The following is a 15511-nucleotide window of genomic DNA, read 5'->3' as shown; positions in this document are numbered from 1 at the left end:
CCATGTTCCGTTGCCTGCGCGTTCCCGCTTCTGCCCTGCTGCTCTCCGCGCTGCTGGTGCCCACCGTCCATGCCGGCGCCGCGCCGGAGTTGAACAGCAGCGAGGCCAGCGTGCTGATCACCTCGCTGATCGTGGTCTCGGTGCCGCTCGCTGCGTCGGCGGGCCTGTCCGAACTGTCGAAAGCGCCGTTCAAGGCCAGCGAACGCAATGGCAGGGTTGCCCGCACCAAGGCGGTGCCGCTGCCACCGATGGAAGTGAAAAAGGTGGAGACCACGGCGGCGGGCGAGCGCCAGGTGCAGCTGCAGGTGCCCGACAAGGCCGATCAGACCGCCACCCTGCGCTGGCCGGCGCGCGTGCATGAAGACCAGACGGCGGCCTTCGTGGTCGGCCAGCAGGTGCATTTCGACCCCACCGAGGCCGGTGCCGGCTGGACCGTGAAGAGCGCACAGGGCCAGGCGCTGGCCTACGTCCCCACCGCCTACGCCGCGGGCGATGTGATGAGCGAAGCGTTGTAAAGCTGAACAAGCGGTTTTGGCTTTGCCGCGGGCCGAGCGGATAATGGGCAATCCCCTTTGTCCCCCCTGGCTCGCGATGTCCGTGCGTCCTGCCCCTGTGTTTGCCCCGCTGACCGCCCGCGCCCTGGTGCTGGCGGTATTGGCGATGGGCGCGGTGGTGCTGCTGTCCAACGTGCTGGTGCAGTACCCGATCAACGACTGGCTGACCTGGGGTGCCTTCAGTTATCCGGTCGCGTTCCTGGTCAGCAACCTGATCAACCGCCGCTTCGGCCCGGGCCCGGCGCGCCGCGTAGCGTGGATCGGCTTCGCGGTGGCGGTGCTGCTGTCGATCTGGGTGGCCACGCCGCGCATCGCCGTTGCCTCGTGCTCGGCCTTCATCGTGGCGCAGTTGCTGGACATCACCGTGTTCGACCGCCTGCGCCGTGGCAGCTGGTGGCGCGCACCGATGGTGGCCACGACCTGCAGTGCGACGGTGGATACCACCATTTTCTGGTCGATCGCGTTTGCCGGTTCCACCCTGCCGTGGGTGAGCTGGGCAGCCGGCGACCTGGCAGTGAAGCTGGCGATCGGCGTGTGCCTGCTGGCCCCGTTCCGCGCGCTGCTGTGGAAGATGGCGCCGCTGCGCGCGACCAGCTGACCGCACATGCTCTGGTAGGTGCCGACCTTGGATGGCACATGAGCACGGTAGGTGCCGACCCTTGGTCGGCACGCTCCATCAGAGTTCATCACCGCTGACAGATTGTGCCGACCAACGGTTGGCACCTACCAACAGCGGATCATCCCCGGGCAATTGTTCTAATGGGTGCACCCATCACCCGAACGGCAACGCTGCCGCTCTGCACGCTGCCGTAATCGCGGCACACGCCTCTTCAATCGCGGGCGTGGTCGGTGCCAATCGCGGGCGCCGGTCCAGCGTGCAGGCCAGGCCGACATCCAGCAGCGTGGCATGCGCGCCATGCAGTGCTTGCGCAGTGTCTTCCGGAAGGAAACCGGCAACCGCCAACGCATCGATCAGCGACGGCGTGTCGCGTGGCTGCAACAGCGCGGAATGCTGCGCACTACGCGCCAGCACGCCGGTCTGCAGCAGGAACTCCAGGTCCACCACGCCACCGGCACCCTGTTTCAGGTCCAGCCGCGCGGCATCGCTGCGGTCCAGTTCAGTGCGCATGCGGCCGCGCATCTTCAGCACATCGGCATACAGCGTGGCCGGATCGCGCTCACGACCCAGTGTCTGTGCGCGCACCTGTTCGAAATCGGCCAGCAGGCTGGCATCACCGGCCACACCGCGTGCGCGGACCAGGGCCTGGTGTTCCCAGGTCCACGCGCGTTCGCGCTGGTATTCGGTGTAGCTGGCCAACGAAGACACCAGCGAACCCTTGCCACCGTCCGGGCGCAGGCGCACGTCGATGTCGTACAGGCGCCCGGCGGCGGTGACCGCACCAAGCAGCGCCATCACCTTCTGTGCCAGTCGTGCATACCAGCGCCCCGGTTCCAGCGGACGTGCGCCATCGCTGGCCTCCACGCCGGCCGGATTGTCGTGCAGGAACACCAGGTCCAGGTCGGAACCGAAGCCCAGCTCAAGCCCGCCGAGGCTGCCGTAGCCGATGATCGCGAAACGTCCACCGGGAATCCCGCCGTGCGCGGCGCGCATGTCCGCCTCGGCCATCGCCAGCACGGTGGTGACCACCGCCTGCGCCAGCTCGGCCAGTTGCCGCGTGCTGTCCACCGCACCCTGGCGGCCATCCAGCGTGGCCAGTGCCATGCGGAAGCTGAGCGCCAGCCGCGTCTCGTTGAGCCAGCGCAGTGCGGATTCGGGATCTTCCACCGCCAGCACCTGCTGGCACTCGGCCAGCATACCGGCCGCATCGGGCATCGGCCCGGACACGCGCACGTCCAGCAGTTCGTCCAGCAGCAGCGGGTACGCGGCCAGCCGCTCGGCCAGCAGCGCGCTGCGCGCCAGCACGTCGACCAGCCGCGCCAGCGCGCTGGGCTGTTCGTCCAGCAGCGCGAGATAGCTGGTCCGGCGCAGCACCGCCTGCAGCAGGCCAAGCACGCGCCTGAGCGCGGCGTCGGGTTGCGGCGAACGCGTGGCCGCATGCAGCAACGCGGGCAGTACGCGATCCAGCCGGGCACGCGCGGCATCGGACAATGACTTCACGCCGGTGCCCTGCGCGAAATCACGCAATGACTGGTCCGCGCCGTTGGCATCGAGGAAACCGGCTTCAGCCAGCAGCGGTGCGTTGCTGCCCTCGGGCAGGCTACGCCAGTAGTTGGCCAGCGCGTCGGGCGCGGCCTGGCCCTTGCGCGGTGCCAGCAGCGCGGCGAATTCGGTACTGACCCGCTGCTGCTGTTCGGCCAGCGCCGCGCGCAACACGTCCCAGTCCGGGTAGCCGAGGCCGACGGCGATGCGCTCGCGGTCCAGTGCATCGCTGGGCAGCACGTGGGTCTGCGCATCGCGCAACATCTGCAGGCGATTCTCCAGGCGGCGCAGGAACAGGTAGGCCTCGCGCAGCGCACTGCCGTCCTCGGGCGCGATCTGCCCCGCAGCCACCAGCGCGTCCAGCGCCACCAGCAGGCGGCGCTCGCGCAGCGCAGGTTCGCGGCCACCGCGGATCAGCTGCAGCGCCTGGCACAGGAACTCGATCTCGCGGATGCCACCGGCGCCGCGCTTGATGTCTTCGTGCAGCTCGCGGCGCGCGACTTCGGCGGTGATCGCCGCCTTCATCTCGCGCAGGCCATCGAGCGCAGTGAAATCCAGGTAGCGGCGGTACACGAACGGGCGCAGGGTCTGCAGCCACGCTTCACCGGCCTCGATATCACCGGCGACAGCGCGCGCCTTCAGCCACGCATAGCGCTCCCAGTCGCGGCCTTCCCGCTGGAAGTACTGGTCCATCGCCGCGAACGACAGCGCGACGCGGCCGGCGCTGCCGAACGGGCGCAGGCGCAGGTCGACGCGGTGGCTGAAGCCATCGACGGTGGTTTCGTCCAGCAGCTTGGCCAGGCGCTGGCCGAGGCGGGCGAAATACTCTTCAGCGGCCAGCGCGCGCGGGCCGTCGGATTCGCCGCCGTGCGGATAGGCGTAGACCAGGTCGATATCGGAACTGAAGTTGAGCTCGCCGCCGCCGAGCTTGCCGAGGCCGAACACCACCAGCTGCTGCGCGGCGCCTTCGCCATCGCGGACCACACCGTGCCGCTGGGCGAATTCCTGCTGCAGCGCGTCCAGCGCCAGCCGCAGGCAGTCCTCGGCCAGGGTGGTGGCGCCAGCCAGGGTCTGTGCCACGTCGTCCAGACCGGTCAGGTCGCGCCAGATCAGCCGCGTCGACATGGCAGTACGCCAGCGCCGGATCTGCGCCGGCCAGTCGCTGGGCTGCAGCGGATCGAGCACCGGTGGCGGGATCGGCGGGCAACCGGGCGCGGCCAGCTGCGCCAGCAGCGCCGGTTGCCGCACCAGGGTGTCCAGCGCGAAGTCGCTGGTCACCGCCAACCGGCTCAGCAGCGGCAGCAGATCGGTCGGGATGGGTTCGGGCAGGACCTGGGCCAAGCGCGCCAGCGCGCGGTCGACAAGAGGCTGCAGGGCGGCGGGCAGGTCAGCGGGGGCGAGGGTCATGGGTCTGATTGTATCGACCCGGCTGGGGCGCAACGGACCCAGTAGTGCCGGCCGCTGGCCGGCAAATCCGATGATCCTGCCGAAGGTTACTGGGGTTGCCGGCCAGCGGCCGCCACTACCGATACTGGGAGCCGCGCATTCATACTGGGCGACAGGCAATAAAAAAGCCCGCTTGCAGCGAACTGCCAGCGGGCTCTGCTCCCTCCCCCACGTCGGGATGCAGGGCCATCGTGCGGGCTGCGAAAGCACTTTGCACGCTGCACTGCAAAACAGAACCGGTGGGTATGGGTGAGCCCCTGGGGGAAAAGCCATTCCACGAAGGTAGAACCCCCCGTACGGATGAGGATGGCCGATAATCGGGATTCCCCCCAGAAACACTGTCGTCATGTCTGTTGATCGCATCGCCAACGCGCGTCTCCGTGACCGCGTGGTCTCCGCCGAGGCCGCAGCCGCGCTGATCCAGCCCGGTGAAACCGTGGCCATGAGCGGCTTTACCGGCTCCGGCTATCCCAAGGCCGTTCCCGTCGAACTGGCCCGCCGCATCGAAGCGGTGCATGCCCAGGGCAATCCCTTCCAGATCAAGCTGATGACCGGCGCCTCGACCGCGCCGGAACTCGATGGCGCGCTGGCCAAGGCCGATGGCATCGCCATGCGCATGCCGTTCCAGAGCGACCCGGACGCGCGCAACCGCATCAACGAGGGCAAGCTGGATTACATCGACATCCACCTCAGCCACGTTGCCCAGCACGTGTGGTTCGGCTTCTATGGCGAGATCGATACCGCCGTCATCGAAGTCTCGGCCATCCGCGAAGATGGTTCGCTGGTGCCCTCCACCTCGGTCGGCAACAACAAGACCTGGCTGGACCTGGCCAGGAAGGTGATCGTCGAGGTCAACGAATGGCAGCCGGCCGGTGTCGACGGCATGCATGACATCTACTACGGCACCGCGCTGCCGCCGCACCGCAAGCCGATTCCGCTGGTGAACGCCAACGACCGCATCGGCGATACCGCGCTGCGCTGCGACCCGGACAAGATCGTGGCCGTGGTGCGTACCAACGGCCCGGACCGCAACAGCCCGTTCAGCCCGATCGATGCAACCAGCGAGCAGATCGCTTCGCACCTGATCGAGTTCCTCAAGCACGAGGTGAAGAAGGGCCGCCTGCCGCCGAACCTGCTGCCGCTGCAGTCGGGCGTGGGCAACATCCCCAACGCCGTGCTGGCCGGCCTGGCCAAGAGTGGTTTCCGCGACCTGGCCGCGTTCACCGAAGTGATCCAGGACGGCATGCTCGACCTGCTGCGCGACGGCGTGCTGAGCTACGCCTCCTGCACCGGCTTCGCGCTGAGCCCGCAGGCGAATGAGACGTTCAAGGAGAACATCGATTTCTACCGCGAGCGCATCATCATGCGCACGCAGGAAATCTCCAACCACCCGGAACTGGTGCGCCGCCTGGGCTGCATCGGCATGAACGGCATGATCGAGGTGGACATCTACGGCAACGTCAATTCGACGCACGTGATGGGCACGCGGATCATGAACGGCATCGGCGGTTCCGGTGACTTTGCCCGCAACGGTTTCCTGTCGGCGTTCCTGAGCCCGTCCACCGCCAAGAACGGCACCATCTCGGCGATCGTGCCGATGGCCAGCCATGTCGACCACACCGAGCACGATGTGTCGGTGATCGTCACCGAACAGGGCCTGGCCGATCTGCGCGGCCTGACCCCGCGCAAGCGCGCGCAGGTGCTGATCGACAACTGCGCCCACCCGGACTTCCGCCCGCAGCTGCAGGATTACTTCGACCGTGCCAGCCGCGAGAGCTACGGCAAGCACACCCCGCACCTGCTGCCGGAAGCGTTGTCGTGGCACCAGCGCTGGCTGGATACCGGCACGATGAAGGGCTGAGGCCCGCTACGGACGTCGGGTAGAGCCGGCCGCTGGCCGGCTTCCCCAACAGCCGGCCAGCGGCCGGCTCTACAAAGGGGCCGCTCCGCAGAATCCCTGTAGAGCCGAGCCCACGCTCGGCTCCACGGCAAGCGGTTTACCCGCGCAGCGCCGCCAGCGATTCGGCCTGCAGCCGCTCGTAGATCTCGAACTCGTCGTTCACCGCCACGCCCAAGGCCTGCTCGAAGGCCTCACGGTTGGCATGCGCGGCATAGGCGCGCTGTTCTTCGCCGCCCAGGTTCGACTGGAAGATGCCCGCGGCGCTGACCGGCAGGAAATCCTCGTAGACGATCGGGTCGGCCGTGGCCAGGCCGGCGGCCACCAGCACTTCAGCGGGCAGATCGGCCACGCGCTCCGGCGCGGCGCGGCCAGCGTCGGTCAGCTGGTAGCGGTAATACCCCAGGCCTTCCTGGCGCAGGGTGTCATGGTCATCCGGGAAGCTGGCGAACACCGCCTGCAGGCGCTGGCCGTAGTCGCCGCCGGTGCTGCCTTCACCACCGGCGTCGCGGGCCTGCGACAGCAGCTGGTCGTACAGCGCGCGGCCCTTCGGGGTCAGCGCCAGGCCGCGTTGTTCGATCTCGCCGAAGCGCGCGGTATGGGTGCCGGCATCACCCCCTTCGGCATCCGGGAAGTGCACGGCCTCTTCCAGCGCCTTGAAGCTGGTCTGGCGCAGCAGGATCGGGCAGGCACGACGCGGCGGGCCTTCAATCACCGCCTTGGCCGCCATGCCGTGCTCGATCATTGCCGCCTGTGCAGCGTCGATGTCCAGCGTGCGCGGGGTCAGGTGGTTGATGTGTGGGCCGCGGAAACTGACCACGTCAGCCACCAGGCGGTGCGCGTTGTGCAGGGCGTGGTAGGTCGGCAGGTCGACCGTGGCATCGCCGTGCCAGCGGAAGGTTTCCAGCGCCTCCTGGACGAAGCGCTCGGCATCGGCCTGCAACAGGCCACCGTCGCGCTCGGCCTGGTCGATCAGCGCCAGCGCGCCGTCGGTGAAGATGCGGCGGCGTGCGAGGATCTTCGCCGACTCGGCACGCAGGGCTTCGTCTTCGATCAGCTCCAGGCGCAGCAGCGAGGTGAACACACGGAACGGATTCTGCGCCAGCGCCGCGCCGGTCAGCGGGCGGAACGCGGTGGAGTGCACCGGCACGCCGGCCACCGACAGGTCGTAGTAGCCGACCGGGTACATGCCCATCACCGCGAACAGGCGGCGCAGTGTCGCTAGTTCCTGCACGGTACCGACGCGGATCGCGCCATGACGCTCTTCATCCAGGCGCGCACGCTCGTCGTTGCGCTGCAGCTGCGCGGCCAGCGCCGGGTCCTGGGCAAGCACCTGCGCGTTGATCCGCTCCACCAGTTCCACCAGCGTGCCGTACAGCGGCACTTCGGTGCGGTACATGCGGGACATGGCCTGCGCGAACAGGCGGCGGATCACATCAGGCGAAACGAAAGAGGCGCTCATCAGTCACTCGATTACGGGAACGGGGAACAGCTCGGACCCGTATTGTCGCCGGAGCGCGTGGCGGCGGCGATACGCAGAGCAACATGACCGGGTAGTGCCGGCCGCTGGCCGGCAACCCCGGATGCCTGGAAAGGATGCTATTGCCGGCCAGCGGCCGGCACTACCGCTTCAACTGGCGCTTCAGCGTGGCATCCAGGGTGATCGGCCGGTCCCAGTGCTGGTAGCTGGCCACGATGGCATGGCGCACAGCCCGGTAGTGCAGATTGTCCGGCTTGGTGGGCATGCGCTTGACCACCGCCTCCCAGCCGCCCTCCGGGTCCTGGCTGAAGGCACGCACGCTGTCGCGGCAGGTCTGGCCACTGGCCTTGGCCCAGAAGCAGGCGAAATAAATGTCTCCTGCCTGCCAGCCATGGGTGGTGAACAGCGCGCTGATGTAGCCGCGCGGCACGTCGGCATAGCGCGACACTTCGTCGAGGAAGGCGTCGGGGTAGCGTTCGGCGTAGTGGTTGATGTCCTGCAGCTGGGCGTCGACCCAGCTGTCGCCGGTGTCCACTTCATAGGTGGCCGAACGCTCGGCGGTCTGCTGGGCCAGCACGGTGGCCGGCGCCAGCAGCAGGAACAACATCAGCGCGCGCAGTCGGTGGTTCATGCCCCGATTCTGCCGCAGCCGACCGGCCCTGTCAGGCCGCAGCAGCCTTGGCCTCGATCGCCGCCAGTGCGGCCGGCCAGTCGTGGGCGGTATCGGCAGTGACCATGCGCGGTTCGTCGTCGGCCACGCCATGCTGGGTCTCGTGGGCCCAGGTCACTGCGTACGGGGTATGCACGCCCCAGCCACCCAGCGTCACCACCGGCTCGATGTCCGAGCGCAGCGAGTTGCCGACCATCACGAAGCGCTGCATCGGCAGGTCGAATTCGGCCAGCACGCGGGCGTAGGTTTCCGGATCCTTCTCCGAGACGATCTCGATGCGCGGGAACAGCTCGGCCAGGTTGGCGACCTTGATCTTGGCTTCCTGGTGGAACAGGTCGCCCTTGGTGATCAGCACCACCGGGTAGTGCTCGGCGATGGCCGCCACCGCTTCACGCACGCCGTCGATCAGCTCGACCGGGTGGCGCAGGGTGTCGTGGCCGATCTCCAGAATGCGCTGGATGTCCTTCGCGTCGATGCGCTGGCCGGTGATGTCGATGGCCGCTTCGATCATCGACAGGGTCATGCTCTTGACGCCGTAGCCGAAGGTGCCCAGGTGGCGCTGCTGCACTTCCAGCAGGTGGCGGGCGGTCTGGGTGTCATGCACGTCGACATAGCGCGACAGCAGGTCAAGGTAATCCTGCTCGGCCTTGCGGTAGTAGTCCTCGCTCTTCCACAGCGTATCGTCACCGTCAAAACCGACCAGGCCGATGGCGCGCGACGGCGCAGGCGTGGGGGTGTTCATCGCCCAAGGATACAGGGGCCATGGTGACGAAAAAAACCCGGGCGGCCGAAGCCGCCCGGGTTCCCATACGCCCCGATGCAGGACTTACCTGCCCTGCGCACCCTGCGCTGCGCCACCCGCACCAGCCTGCTGGGCGGCCACGTAGGCCTTGTACTCATCGGCGCTCAGTTCGCCGTCCTTGTTGGTATCAGCCTGGTCGAACACCTGGGCCAGGCCGGCGTTCACCTGCGCCTCGGTCTTGCTGATGGTGCCGTTGCCATCGGTATCGATGCTGGCCCAGGTCTGGCCACCGCCATTGGCCTGCGCCGATGCCGCTGCGGCCGCATTGGTCGCCTGGTCGGCGGCCTGGCCGGCCTGTGCAGCCGCCTGCTGGGCCTGAGCGGCTTCGTTCTGCGCCTGCGCGGCCTGCTGCTTGGCCGACTGGGCCATCGCCGGGATGGCCAGCACGCTGCCGGCGGCGACGAACAGGGCGATCAGGGGCTTGCGGTTGCGAATAGTCATCAGGGGTGTCTCCTACCGATTGGGTGGTGTTGCGCGGCGTGTTGATTCCGCACGGCACCTACCCTGCCACCGCGTTTCTGAATCGATTTTGCGTCGCGAGCGGCGCCCACACGCGCGATTAACCACTGGCCTCCACGCATGCTTTAGCGCGGTGGTTAGGGTGAAGTGAGTGGCTCATAAGATGCGCATTCAGCGCCTCTGCATTTAACCGGCAGGCAACGAAAAACCTGCGTCAGTCGACGGTTTTTTCCGATGACCGCGAACTGAACAACACCCATGCAAGAGCAACACCGGCGAGCGCACCGGCGATTTCCAGCACCACACGGCTGCCAAGTTCGTTCGGATCGTGGATGGTGGCCAGGAAGATGCGCGCGTACAGCGGCGATTCCAGCCGCACGATGCCCATGTAGAACAGCTTCCACGCATCGATGCCGGCGGCGATGATCACGGCGATGACGCAGGACCAGCCGATCGCGTGCCCCATCGACCACCGCAGCAGGCGGCACAGCTGCGACCACAGGAGGTACACGAGCAGGCCGACCAGCAGGGCAATGGCGCCCGCTTCCAGGGTGCCGAGCAGGCCGAAGTGCAGGGGAAGGTTCATCGGGTGGGCAGGGATGAAGAGGCGGCCAGTGTAAGGGATCTGCTTCGGACCCAATCGGCAGCCACAGTAGATCCACGCCATGCGTGGATGAGTCTCCATCGAGATCGAATAATTCGACGATTGAACAAAGAGCAGCCGAGCATGGGCTCGGCCCTACAACGGACCGCGCGGGAAACTGTCAGAGGCTGGGCGGTGCCCTGCCGTTACCCCTACCGTACCGGAACGTCGTACGCGGTACCGGGATCCGGTTCCGGCTGGAACGTGTAGTGCCACCACTCCTGCGGATAGTTCACGAAACCACGCCGTGCCATTGCCTGCACCAGTTGCCGCCGGTTCGCCTGCTGCGTCTCACTCAGCCCGCTCGTCTGCGTATGCGCACGCGGCCCGAAGAAGTCGAAGTCAGTGCCCATGTCCAACGGCGTGCATGCACCGCTGCGGCAATCCAGCAGGCCCAGATCCACCGTGGCACCGCGGCTGTGGCCGGAGCGCTCGGCGATGTAGCCGTCGGCCAGCAGGCGCGGCTTGTCCAGGCCCGGATACTGCTGTGCCTTGCGCGAGAGCTCGCGCGGATCGTTCACCCAGGCCATGAAGGCCTGCACCGAACGCACCGGCCGGTAGCAGTCGTAGAGGCGCAGGCCGAAGCCATCGGCGCGCAGGTCCTGCTCCACCTGGGCCAGCGCCTTCGCCACCGGCGCCAGCAGGTAGCACGAAGGCGCCTCGTAGCCGGGCACGCGCGCGCCGGTGAAGTTGTTGGCACCCGCATAGCGGATGTCCAGGTCGATGCGCGGCGACAACGTACGGATCTCCACCAGCCCGGCGCTGGCCGCGTCGGTGGCCGGTGAAACGCGCGGTGGCTCAGCGGCGCTGGTGGTCGCTGCCAGGGCAATCGCCAGTACGAGTGAAATGCAGGTCCTGGAAGTCATAGCTGAAGTCGATGTCCGGATCGATGGCGCGCAGGTCCAGTGTCGGTGCCAGGCCCTCACCCGGCTGCAGCCACGCCTGCGCGTCTTCGCCCAGCGTATCCCAGCGCAGCAGCCAGCGCCCCTGCAGCTGCAGCACAGCCCCCTGCAGCCGGGGCGACTTGTCCACGCTGAAGCGCAGGCCGTCCTTGCCCGGGCACAGCGAGGCCGGCCCCAGCCACGGATCGGTGTAGCGGCCGTGCCAGCGCGGCAGATCGGCGTCCGATGCCGGCCGTGCCTCCGACGTCGCCGGCCGCTGATGGCCGCTTGCCCTAGCCTGGTCTGCCTTCAGTTCGGCCAGGTACGCCAGTGCCGGACGCGCCTCATCGGGGGCGGTGAAGCGCTTCAGCGCGGCCTGCATCAATGCGGTGCGCGCATCCTCGCCTTCACCGTTGATCAGCATCACCACGCCCACCTTGCGGTCAGGCAGCAGCGCCAGCGACGAGTACATGCCCGACAGGGTGCCGGTGTGCGCCACCTTCCACTGCCCGTCCATGTCCGACACCCGCCAGCCATAGCCGTAGCCATAGAAATGCGCGTTGTCCCAGCGCCGCTGGCGTTCACCCAGCGCCATCGGCATGTGCAGGGTCCACAGCGTACGGCGCTGCTCAGCATCCAACCAGCCAGGTGCCAGGGCAGGATCGAGCAGCACCTGCATCCAGCGCGTCATGTCGCGCAGCGAACAGCGGATGCCGCCGGCGGCCATCGACGGTAGATCCGGGCTGATCGCACCATCGGCGTTCACCACCGCATTGTGGTCGCCATGCCAAGCGTGTGGCTGCGCCACGTTGCCCACCCGCTTCACCGACCACGCCCCCACCTGGCAGCGGGTCATGCCCAGCGGCTCGAACACCTGCTCGCGCATCAGCTGGTCATACGGCTTGCCACCCGCCGCAGCGGCCAGTTCGCCGGCCACCACGTACATCAGGTTGTCGTACGCATAGCGGCTGCGGAAACTGCTGACCGGCTTCAGGTGCGCCAGCCCGGCGATGATGTCGGCGCGGGTGAACGCGTTCGGCTCCGGCCACAGCATCAGGTCACCGGCGCCCAGGCCCAGGCCGCTGTTGTGGATCAGCAGGTCGCGCACCTGCATCTGCTCGCCCACCCACGCATCGTGCATGCGGAAGCCCGGCAGATGTTGCTGCACCGGATCCTCCCAGCGCAGCTTGCCCTGCTGCACCAGCCGCGCCAGCAGCGCGGCGGTCATCGCCTTGCTGTTGGAGGCGATCTTGAACAGCGTGTCCTGGTCGATGCGGCCGCCGTCGCCACGCGCGCCTTCGGCGTGGCGATAGACCACCTGCCCGTTGTCGACCACCGCGATGGCCAGCCCGGGCAGGTGCTCGTGCTGGACCACGGCGGCGACGTCGGCCTCGATCGATGCGGTCGCGCTGGTCTGCGCCGCCGCAACCGGAAACACCGCCAACACGGCCACGCAGATGCAGCGTCGAGCGTGCTGGGCGGGTCTCAGTACGCCCATGTGACGGTCAGCTGCGCATAACGCGGCGACTGGAACCCGGTACCGTAGCGGTACAGCGGATTCGGCGTACCGATGCTGTCCTGCGGTTCGTAGTCCTGATCCACGGTCACCACGCGCTGCTGGTTGAGCACGTTGTACACCGCCAGCTTGAGGCGCAGGTCGGTGGGGATCGGCACCTTGTACGACACGCTCACGTCCAGGTCGTAGGTCCACGGCGTGCGGCCATCGCCACCGCGCGGGGAATGCACGAACACGCGTTCGGAGGGCACCGTGGCCTGGCAGTTGGACACGCACACGTAGTAGCTGTGGAAATCAGTGGCGTCGAATGGATTACCGGCGCCGAAACGCGTGATCGGGCTGCCCGACTGCACGCCCAGCGTAGCGGCTACGCTCAGGTTCTCGGTCAACGCATAACTACCACGGAACTTGAACTGGTGTCGGCGGTCGTTGGCCAGATAGCCGTAGCCGCGGTAGTTCACCCACGGATTGTCAAAGTTCTCGGTACGCCCGGCATCGGCGAAGTCGGTATCGGAGTTGACCGGGCCTTCTGCATTGCCGCGGCCGTATGCGAGGGTGTAGGACGCGTTGAAGCCCCACTTGCCGTCCCAGGCCCGGTCGACTTGCAGCTCCAGTGCCTTGTAGTCACGCTTGGGCTTCACCCAGCCGCGCTGGCCGACGTAGTTGCCGTTGTCGTCGTACAGCGCCCAGCCTTCCTTCGACGTATCGATGCTGATCCAGCCATCGTTGCTGCCGTCACAGTTGGTGTCTCCCCACACGGTGTTGGTGCGGCCCGGATTGCCCATGATCCATACGCCGTCGATGGCACCGCATTGCCCGGTGGCGGTAATGTTCATGTCATCGATGGCGTTGTGCAGCCGGCGATAGGTCACGCTGGCACCGACCGACCAGGCTTCGTTGATCATCTGCTGGAAGCCGAGGATCGCCTCGTCCTGGTACACCGGGTCCATGTCCCGGTTAACTTCGGCACGCAGGTCCGGCACGCTGCCGTCGCCCTGCGAGTTGTCCACCGGGCCGATCTGCGCGCCCAGGTTCGGGATGTTGTTGGCTGCGCCGCTGTAGCCGAGGAACTCATACCAGGTCCGCTCGTCGAGGAAGCCACCGGCCTGCTTGATGTTGATGACGTTGGCCACCGGCAGGAAGTAGCGGCCCAGGTTGCCGAAGACCTTGGTCGTGCCATCGCCGCGCACGTCCCAGGAGAAGCCCAGGCGCGGGGCCAGCATGTCGTCGATCTTGATGTAGCTGCTGCCGTCGCCACCCTTGTTGTCGAAGGCTTCCAGGCGCAGACCCATGTTCAGCAGGAGGTTCGGCGTCACCTGCCAGTTGTCTTCCAGGTAGTAGGCCGAGTTGATCGTCTCGAAGGCGCCTTCCACTTCATAGCGACGGGTGCGCGCCACCAGGCCACTGGCCGGCACGACGCCGCCGTTGAGCGAACTGCCGGGCGTGCGAGCGTAGATGTCGTAGCGCAGGCCGCCCGGACCGGGATAGGCGCGACTGTAGTCGGACGTGTTCTCCTCCCGATCCAGGCCGAACCGCAGCAGGTGGTTGCCCAGCGTCCATTCGAAATCGGCGCGCGCGGCCTTGCGGGTGTCCAATGCGGATTCGAGCTGCGAACTGCTGGTGCAGCTGCGGTCACCCTGCAGCGAGGGCGGCACGCCCTGGCTGGCGGTTCGGTTGTCGAACACGCGGTTGCAGTTCTGGTCCATCAACGAGCTCTGCACACGGTTGCGCTTGTTCTCGCCATACATCAGTTTCATGGTCAGGTCGTTGTTCACCTGCCAGCTGTAGGTGCCGGACCAGTTCTTGCCGCCCACCGTGTTGTAGATCTGGTTGCTGCGCTCGCCCACGGTCTGCCCCGTGGCGTAGTCGTAGGCGTAGACATCGGTGAGCGTCTTGCTCTTGTCCGAGAAACCGAACAGCGACAGCATCTGGTTGTCGGTGATCTGCCAGTCGATCTTGCCGCCCCAGAACGGATCATCGGCCTTGCCCTGGCTCAGGCGCGTACCGGCGTCGTTGGTCGAGGTCGGGCGGTAGTCGCGCGCCTCGTACATTCCGAAGAAGAACAGTCGATCCTGCACCAGCGCACCGGAAGCGAACACATTCAGCGCGCTGCGGCTGTAGTCGTCGCGGCTGGCGGTGATGTAGCGGCTGCCGTTGCCGTCGTAGCGGTCGCGGGCCTGCGACTGCCACGCGCGCGGCTCGAACACCAGCTCGGCGCCGGCCTTGAAATCATTGCTGCCCGAGCGGGTCACCGCGTTGATGACACCGCCGGTGCTGCGCCCGAACTCCACCGAGTAGCCGCCAGTCTTGACCTGGAATTCCTGGTAGAACGAAAACGGTACCGACGAGAAGCCGACCCGGTTGTAGAAGTCGGTGACGTTCAGGCCATTGATGTAGACGGTGTTCTCGGCCACCGACGAACCCCCGAAGGAAATGCCTTGGCCACCCAGCGAGCCCTTGCCCTTCACCGCACCCGGCGCCAGCAGCGCCACCGCGGTGATGTCACGGTCCACCGGCAGCCGCGAGAGCTCTTCGCGGGTGATGTTGGTGGCCGACTCGGTGGACTTCACATCCACCATCGACACTACCTGCGGTGCCCGTACTTCAACCGTGCCCAGCGTGCTGACCGCGCCGAGCGGCACGTTCACCGTGGTCGCGCTGCCCAGACTGACCGTCACCTGGCCGACGCGGCTGGCCCCTCCGCCGGGCAGGCTCACCTCCATCTCATAGGTGCCGACCGGCAGCAACGGAATGCGGTAGCTGCCGTTGGCTTCGGCCTGCACGGAGCGCACGAAGCCCGTTGCCGGATTGCGTACGGTCACCGTGGCACCGGCCGGTACCTGGCCGGCATCGCTGACCAGCCGGCCAACCACTGAACCATCCTGTGCGAATGCGCTGGGCGCGATCATGCCCAGACACGCCCCAAGGGCGACGCACAATGCCGCCCGCTTGATGCTGTAAGCCTTCATCCCCTGCTCTCTCCTGCAAGAATTGAATGGTGT

General features: G+C 67.1%; 12 protein-coding genes. 3 read left to right on the top strand and 9 right to left on the bottom strand.

What is annotated here, in order from left to right; all coding sequences use genetic code 11:
* The first annotated feature begins 2 nt into the window (after positions 1–2).
* Positions 3–515, top strand: coding sequence for a hypothetical protein (locus ROV93_RS10150; protein WP_072169048.1), 513 nt, complete (start codon positions 3–5; stop codon positions 513–515).
* Positions 516–591: 76 nt separating this feature from the next.
* Positions 592–1152, top strand: a complete 561-nt coding sequence (locus tag ROV93_RS10145) for a queuosine precursor transporter (protein WP_005415040.1) — start codon at positions 592–594, stop codon at positions 1150–1152.
* A 174-nt stretch (positions 1153–1326) separates the two neighbouring features.
* Here ROV93_RS10145 and glnE read toward each other — a convergent pair whose 3' ends face one another.
* On the bottom strand, positions 1327–4122 hold the full coding sequence (gene glnE / locus ROV93_RS10140) for a bifunctional [glutamate--ammonia ligase]-adenylyl-L-tyrosine phosphorylase/[glutamate--ammonia-ligase] adenylyltransferase (protein WP_072169047.1): 2796 nt from the start codon (positions 4120–4122) through the stop codon (positions 1327–1329).
* Positions 4123–4507: 385 nt separating this feature from the next.
* On the opposite strand from glnE, the gene ROV93_RS10135 reads away from it, so the two are divergent.
* Positions 4508–6022: an acetyl-CoA hydrolase/transferase family protein gene (locus tag ROV93_RS10135; RefSeq protein WP_021202957.1), complete on the top strand. Its 1515-nt coding sequence runs from the start codon at positions 4508–4510 to the stop codon at positions 6020–6022.
* A gap of 136 nt (positions 6023–6158) precedes the next feature.
* Here the strand turns inward: ROV93_RS10135 and ROV93_RS10130 are convergent, their stop codons facing one another.
* The 8 genes from ROV93_RS10130 to ROV93_RS10095 form a co-directional block, all read right to left on the bottom strand.
* On the bottom strand, positions 6159–7520 hold the full coding sequence (locus tag ROV93_RS10130; protein ID WP_072169046.1) for a VOC family protein: 1362 nt from the start codon (positions 7518–7520) through the stop codon (positions 6159–6161).
* 160 nt (positions 7521–7680) lie between these two features.
* Positions 7681–8169, bottom strand: a complete 489-nt coding sequence (locus ROV93_RS10125; RefSeq protein ID WP_072169045.1) for a hypothetical protein — start codon at positions 8167–8169, stop codon at positions 7681–7683.
* A gap of 31 nt (positions 8170–8200) precedes the next feature.
* Positions 8201–8950 carry an HAD family hydrolase gene (locus tag ROV93_RS10120; RefSeq protein WP_072169044.1) on the bottom strand — a complete coding sequence of 250 codons (750 nt, stop codon included), beginning with the start codon at positions 8948–8950 and terminating at the stop codon, positions 8201–8203.
* A gap of 84 nt (positions 8951–9034) precedes the next feature.
* Positions 9035–9451 carry an EF-hand domain-containing protein gene (locus ROV93_RS10115; protein WP_072169043.1) on the bottom strand — a complete coding sequence of 139 codons (417 nt, stop codon included), beginning with the start codon at positions 9449–9451 and terminating at the stop codon, positions 9035–9037.
* A gap of 232 nt (positions 9452–9683) precedes the next feature.
* On the bottom strand, positions 9684–10055 hold the full coding sequence (locus tag ROV93_RS10110; protein ID WP_049413267.1) for a hypothetical protein: 372 nt from the start codon (positions 10053–10055) through the stop codon (positions 9684–9686).
* Between the two features lie 209 nt (positions 10056–10264).
* Positions 10265–10978 (bottom strand): M15 family metallopeptidase, encoded by a 714-nt coding sequence (locus tag ROV93_RS10105; protein ID WP_219629286.1) that lies wholly within the window; start codon positions 10976–10978, stop codon positions 10265–10267.
* The gene (locus ROV93_RS10100; RefSeq protein ID WP_255299217.1) at positions 10911–12491 is read right to left on the bottom strand and encodes a serine hydrolase domain-containing protein; all 1581 of its coding nucleotides are present in this window, start codon (positions 12489–12491) and stop codon (positions 10911–10913) included. Before ROV93_RS10100 ends, ROV93_RS10105 begins: the two co-directional genes overlap by 68 nt.
* Complete coding sequence (locus tag ROV93_RS10095) at positions 12479–15478, bottom strand: TonB-dependent receptor (protein ID WP_072169041.1); 3000 nt, start codon at positions 15476–15478, stop codon at positions 12479–12481. Before ROV93_RS10095 ends, ROV93_RS10100 begins: the two co-directional genes overlap by 13 nt.
* Positions 15479–15511: the final 33 nt, after the last annotated feature.

Source organism: Stenotrophomonas maltophilia group sp. msm4 (genome assembly GCF_032025605.1).
GTDB lineage: Bacteria > Pseudomonadota > Gammaproteobacteria > Xanthomonadales > Xanthomonadaceae > Stenotrophomonas > Stenotrophomonas sepilia.
Note: the sequence above shows the minus strand (reverse complement) of the source record. Positions and strands in the feature narration are given on the sequence as shown.

What these genes read in the sequence shown, in the direction of transcription:
- ROV93_RS10150 (WP_072169048.1), top strand. Translation starts at nt 3, where the DNA reads ATGTTCCGTTGCCTGCGCGTTCCCGCTTCTGCCCTGCTGCTCTCCGCG.
- ROV93_RS10145 (WP_005415040.1), top strand. Translation starts at nt 592, where the DNA reads ATGTCCGTGCGTCCTGCCCCTGTGTTTGCCCCGCTGACCGCCCGCGCC.
- glnE (WP_072169047.1), bottom strand. Translation starts at nt 4,122, where the DNA reads ATGACCCTCGCCCCCGCTGACCTGCCCGCCGCCCTGCAGCCTCTTGTC.
- ROV93_RS10135 (WP_021202957.1), top strand. Translation starts at nt 4,508, where the DNA reads ATGTCTGTTGATCGCATCGCCAACGCGCGTCTCCGTGACCGCGTGGTC.
- ROV93_RS10130 (WP_072169046.1), bottom strand. Translation starts at nt 7,520, where the DNA reads ATGAGCGCCTCTTTCGTTTCGCCTGATGTGATCCGCCGCCTGTTCGCG.
- ROV93_RS10125 (WP_072169045.1), bottom strand. Translation starts at nt 8,169, where the DNA reads ATGAACCACCGACTGCGCGCGCTGATGTTGTTCCTGCTGCTGGCGCCG.
- ROV93_RS10120 (WP_072169044.1), bottom strand. Translation starts at nt 8,950, where the DNA reads ATGAACACCCCCACGCCTGCGCCGTCGCGCGCCATCGGCCTGGTCGGT.
- ROV93_RS10115 (WP_072169043.1), bottom strand. Translation starts at nt 9,451, where the DNA reads ATGACTATTCGCAACCGCAAGCCCCTGATCGCCCTGTTCGTCGCCGCC.
- ROV93_RS10110 (WP_049413267.1), bottom strand. Translation starts at nt 10,055, where the DNA reads ATGAACCTTCCCCTGCACTTCGGCCTGCTCGGCACCCTGGAAGCGGGC.
- ROV93_RS10105 (WP_219629286.1), bottom strand. Translation starts at nt 10,978, where the DNA reads ATGACTTCCAGGACCTGCATTTCACTCGTACTGGCGATTGCCCTGGCA.
- ROV93_RS10100 (WP_255299217.1), bottom strand. Translation starts at nt 12,491, where the DNA reads ATGGGCGTACTGAGACCCGCCCAGCACGCTCGACGCTGCATCTGCGTG.
- ROV93_RS10095 (WP_072169041.1), bottom strand. Translation starts at nt 15,478, where the DNA reads ATGAAGGCTTACAGCATCAAGCGGGCGGCATTGTGCGTCGCCCTTGGG.